The sequence below is a fragment of the Parabacteroides sp. ZJ-118 genome (genome assembly GCF_011038785.1).
In the GTDB taxonomy this organism is placed as follows: Bacteria; Bacteroidota; Bacteroidia; order Bacteroidales; family Tannerellaceae; genus Parabacteroides.
In genome coordinates this window covers 1-3726 of sequence record NZ_JAAKDT010000077.1, presented here as the reverse complement: position 1 = coordinate 3726, position 3726 = coordinate 1, and the positions used below count along the sequence as shown (strand labels likewise).

4 protein-coding genes are annotated in these 3726 nt (G+C 37.7%); all 4 read right to left on the bottom strand.

What is annotated here, in order from left to right; translation table 11 throughout:
* Positions 1 to 202: 202 nt before the first annotated feature.
* The 4 genes from G7Y39_RS13050 to G7Y39_RS13035 are packed head-to-tail and all read right to left on the bottom strand — an operon-like array spanning position 203 to position 3654.
* A complete protein-coding gene (locus G7Y39_RS13050) occupies positions 203 to 1033 on the bottom strand; it encodes a glycosyltransferase (RefSeq protein WP_165157873.1) in 831 nt (276 codons plus the stop codon).
* Positions 1030 to 2298 (bottom strand): glycosyl transferase, encoded by a 1269-nt coding sequence (locus tag G7Y39_RS13045; RefSeq protein ID WP_165157872.1) that lies wholly within the window; start codon positions 2296 to 2298, stop codon positions 1030 to 1032. Before G7Y39_RS13045 ends, G7Y39_RS13050 begins: the two co-directional genes overlap by 4 nt.
* A 1-nt stretch (position 2299) precedes the next feature.
* Positions 2300 to 3031, bottom strand: a complete 732-nt coding sequence (locus G7Y39_RS13040) for a glycosyltransferase (RefSeq protein ID WP_206225176.1) — start codon at positions 3029 to 3031, stop codon at positions 2300 to 2302.
* Complete coding sequence (locus G7Y39_RS13035; protein ID WP_241160062.1) at positions 3028 to 3654, bottom strand: hypothetical protein; 627 nt, start codon at positions 3652 to 3654, stop codon at positions 3028 to 3030. Before G7Y39_RS13035 ends, G7Y39_RS13040 begins: the two co-directional genes overlap by 4 nt.
* Positions 3655 to 3726 lie beyond the last annotated feature (72 nt).

Here is a 3726-nt window from a genome sequence, read left to right as displayed (position 1 = left end):
GACCCTCCGCCTTGTAGCGAATGTAAAAGTTTTCAAAATCTTCGTTGCTGTAATACATAATTTATCAAGATTAATGTTACAGCCGCGAATGTAGTCGGTTTTACTCAGGCTGTGCTTGGACGCTTACAAGCGATAAAGCCGGCAGAGCCGGTCAGTAAAACCTTCATGAATATGTATGTTGAAAAAAGATTTGTGTAGGGATTTATTCTAAGACCCTTTTACGAATATTGCTTCCATAAATCATTCTCACTATCGAGACAGGAAACAGCCGAAACATCAAACGAGCTATCGGATAAATATAACGCCAAGAAAAACGGCCATACAAACGAGAGATCCCATTGACATAAATCTTAAACTCATTGAAAGTATTTTTTCTCTTATTTCTCCGCTTAAAGACATCTACTTCTCGGCGAAAATAAATCGTTACATCCTTGATATTTCCGATCTGATACCCTTTACAGAGCACATCATACCATAAAGCGAGATCCTGGTTTGTTCGATAACGCTCATCATACCTTAATCCATTATCGAACATAGAACGACGCATCATCACAGTCGGATGAGCCAAAGGTGATGCTTTACAAATAGAATTTTTCACATCTTTATTTGTCAGAGGATAATGACGTATACCCAAATCCTCATGTTCCGCGTCAAACTCTTGCAAAGCACCTCCAAGCACCGATACCTCTGGATGTTCTTTCAGATACTCCACCTGCCTCTCAAATCGCAATGGATGTGATATATCATCACTATCCATACGAGCGATAAGATCTGATTTTACTACACTCAAGCCCTTGTTCAAAGATTTAGTTAATCCCAAATTACAATCATTCCGCAATAAAACCAAGCGTTCCATCAACAAAGACTTCCAATCAATAATGACACGTATCAATTCATCACCCAACGATCCATCCTCAACCAAAACAATCTCATCCGGTTTCAAGGTTTGATCCGTCCAAACACTCCGCAAAGCTCGATCCAGATAGTCTGCTTTCTCTGACTTATAGACAGACATTAACACTGAAATACTCATACTACAATCCGTGATATATCTATATAGCAAAGGATCCGCTTACCCAAATAAACTGTATCAAAAAAAACATATTGTCCATCTTTAGAAAAACGAGGATGCAAATCACAACGACACTCCCCCGTATACTTCAGTCCATGATATAGTTCTAATAAAGGAAACAGCTCACACGTTTTTATATGATAAAGATAAAGATGCTGCATCCTGCTTTTATCCGGATAAGTATCAAATGCGATCCACTCTCCATATACTGTCGGGTGTCCATCGCCTGTAGCCAATTCCGTCATCTTGTCACACATAGTAAACTTTCCAGTATTTATATCTATAAAATAGAAACCTTCCTTACCCTCATAACGAAGATAACCAAACACTGTATTATCGTCCACCCAACACATGTGACTGACCATTTCGTCATCAGCCAGAACTCTCATTCTCTTGAAATCCGAATACATCAAACGGTCAAACCTGCGTTTCCCTCTATACCATCGATGTATGAAAATAAATCCTTTCCCATCAGGTTTTATCATTAAATGATTTACTTTATGAAGACTCACATCAAAAGTATCTTTAGGCTCGACGGATACAATCTCTCGCAAAGTATAAAGTAATTTACTCCCACCATCCTTATATGAGACAAACCAAATACCATCATTATCCAAACACTCTAATTCTGTCCTTGATGGAATAGCAAGACTACGATATCCATAATCCGGACGTAACGCCATTATCCTGCTATAATTTATTGACAAGAAATAATCTTTGAGATAAGCATCTTGCACAGGAAACTCAAATTCTTTTGCTACAATCCGTTCATCTAATGAATATGCTAATGCCTTATACTTATTATCCTTTAAGACATTGAAAATAACGACATCATCATCAATCCATTGAGATCGTGCTCCTTGCTGCCACGTATAAGTTTCGCTATCTATTAAATTCACCGCTTGCCTCGTTCTCAAATCAACAGCCCTTATTCCTATGGGAAATCTAGGATTGGGCTTAACGGCGGTTGATTGTGTCGGAATATTCACTAGCACAACTCCTTTATTATTAATGGAAGTCTTATCATAATAACCGCCAAAACTTTCCGAATCAGAATAAAAAGAAATTATTTCATTCACTCTTGAATCCAGAATCTTTGCGTTGTAGTCTTTATGATAAATAACCGCATTAATTGTTATATATATCTGCTTAACCAATCTTTTCAATCCTGGTGTAGCAGAAAGAAACGATGCTATTAATCGTTCCTTTGTAGAAAAGTTCGCCATATTACCGAAATTTCAATTTTATAAGTTCATAAATATATTTCAACCGTGTTCTTATTTTATAGACTATACCATTTCTAGATTTACCTGTTGATGTAGAAGCATTCGTATCATGTCTCCTATAAAATATAAGTGGATCTTCAAGAATTTTATAAGTAAAAAAGAAAGAAGCAACATAACCTATCCAACGGTCATGAGATTGTATTCCCTTAGGAAAAGGCAAAGACTTTTCCATAACGCTCCGTCTAAAAGCTGCGCAACAACCCTGCCATGGAGTGGGCTTATAAAGTGCCTTCCAGCGGTTCAATGTTACACATCCATCAAAACGAGTGTTACTTATAACGACAAGATTTGAGTCCGTGACATAGCAATCACTTACTACATAATCATATTGACTTAGTATCAATGACATTACCTTAACCTTATTCTCACACCATACATCATCTTGATCCGCTAAAAAAATGATATCTCCAGTAGCCTTCTTCAATGCATTCTCAAAATTTGTTGTTACTAGATTAATCAGTGACAGACCACTCTTATCCCTATCAAAAATATAAACATGGATTCTGTCATCATCAAGTTCTGCTATTCGTTGTAATGTTCCATCAGTAGAACTATCATCCGACACAATCACCTCATCATCTTCCGATAACTGGTACAATATAGATTCCAGCTGATCCTTAATATACTTTGCCCCATTATAGGTAGCTATACAAACAGAAATCTTATCCATCATGCAGCCAATGGATAAGATGAAACAACAGGATTACTTCTTGATATATCGCTTATTATTAGGCATTTACCCCCCCCGGCTAAGTTCTTAATTGAACTGCTTAATATTAAGAATATAGGCCAATTAGATTTAAGCGGGTTTAATCCTCTTATAACCCCATGTATAATATGCTTTAAATACATTGCCCTTGGAGCGACACAAATCGGGAAATAAAATAATTTCACTAAATATTTTACACCATTCTTCTTTTTCCAATATCCGGGGACATAGTTTCTTCGGCAAAGCCACAAATAATTCCTAAACTGATAATACACCCTAAACGGAGAAGCAACGGCTATCGATCTTGAAGCCACTTTTTTATCTCCCTCCCCTAATTGATGGCTAATCTTAGCGTCTTCAACGACAAAAGATCGCCATTGCGATTTATGCCATGCCCGCCAACACCATTCATGGTCTACACCATCAATAAACAAAGACTCATCAAATCCTCCTACATCAAGCAATGATATCCTCGATATCAATGATGGAGAGACCGGAGCATGCTGGGACAGCATGAGGGCTGAAAACGAATGCCTAAAACGGCAATTCGCCGTTGGAAGGCATAGCTGATTATCAGTTATTTGCATTTTTCGTTTATGGTATCAGGCCATAAAAACCGGAGTATGTTGGGACAAATGCCGTTTCGAGTGCCGTGCCGC

Bases quoted from the DNA above. Each gene is read 5' to 3' on its own strand.
- G7Y39_RS13035 (WP_241160062.1), bottom strand. From the start codon at position 3,654: ATGCAAATAACTGATAATCAGCTATGCCTTCCAACGGCGAATTGCCGT.
- G7Y39_RS13045 (WP_165157872.1), bottom strand. From the start codon at position 2,298: ATGGCGAACTTTTCTACAAAGGAACGATTAATAGCATCGTTTCTTTCT.
- G7Y39_RS13050 (WP_165157873.1), bottom strand. From the start codon at position 1,033: ATGAGTATTTCAGTGTTAATGTCTGTCTATAAGTCAGAGAAAGCAGAC.
- G7Y39_RS13040 (WP_206225176.1), bottom strand. From the start codon at position 3,031: ATGATGGATAAGATTTCTGTTTGTATAGCTACCTATAATGGGGCAAAG.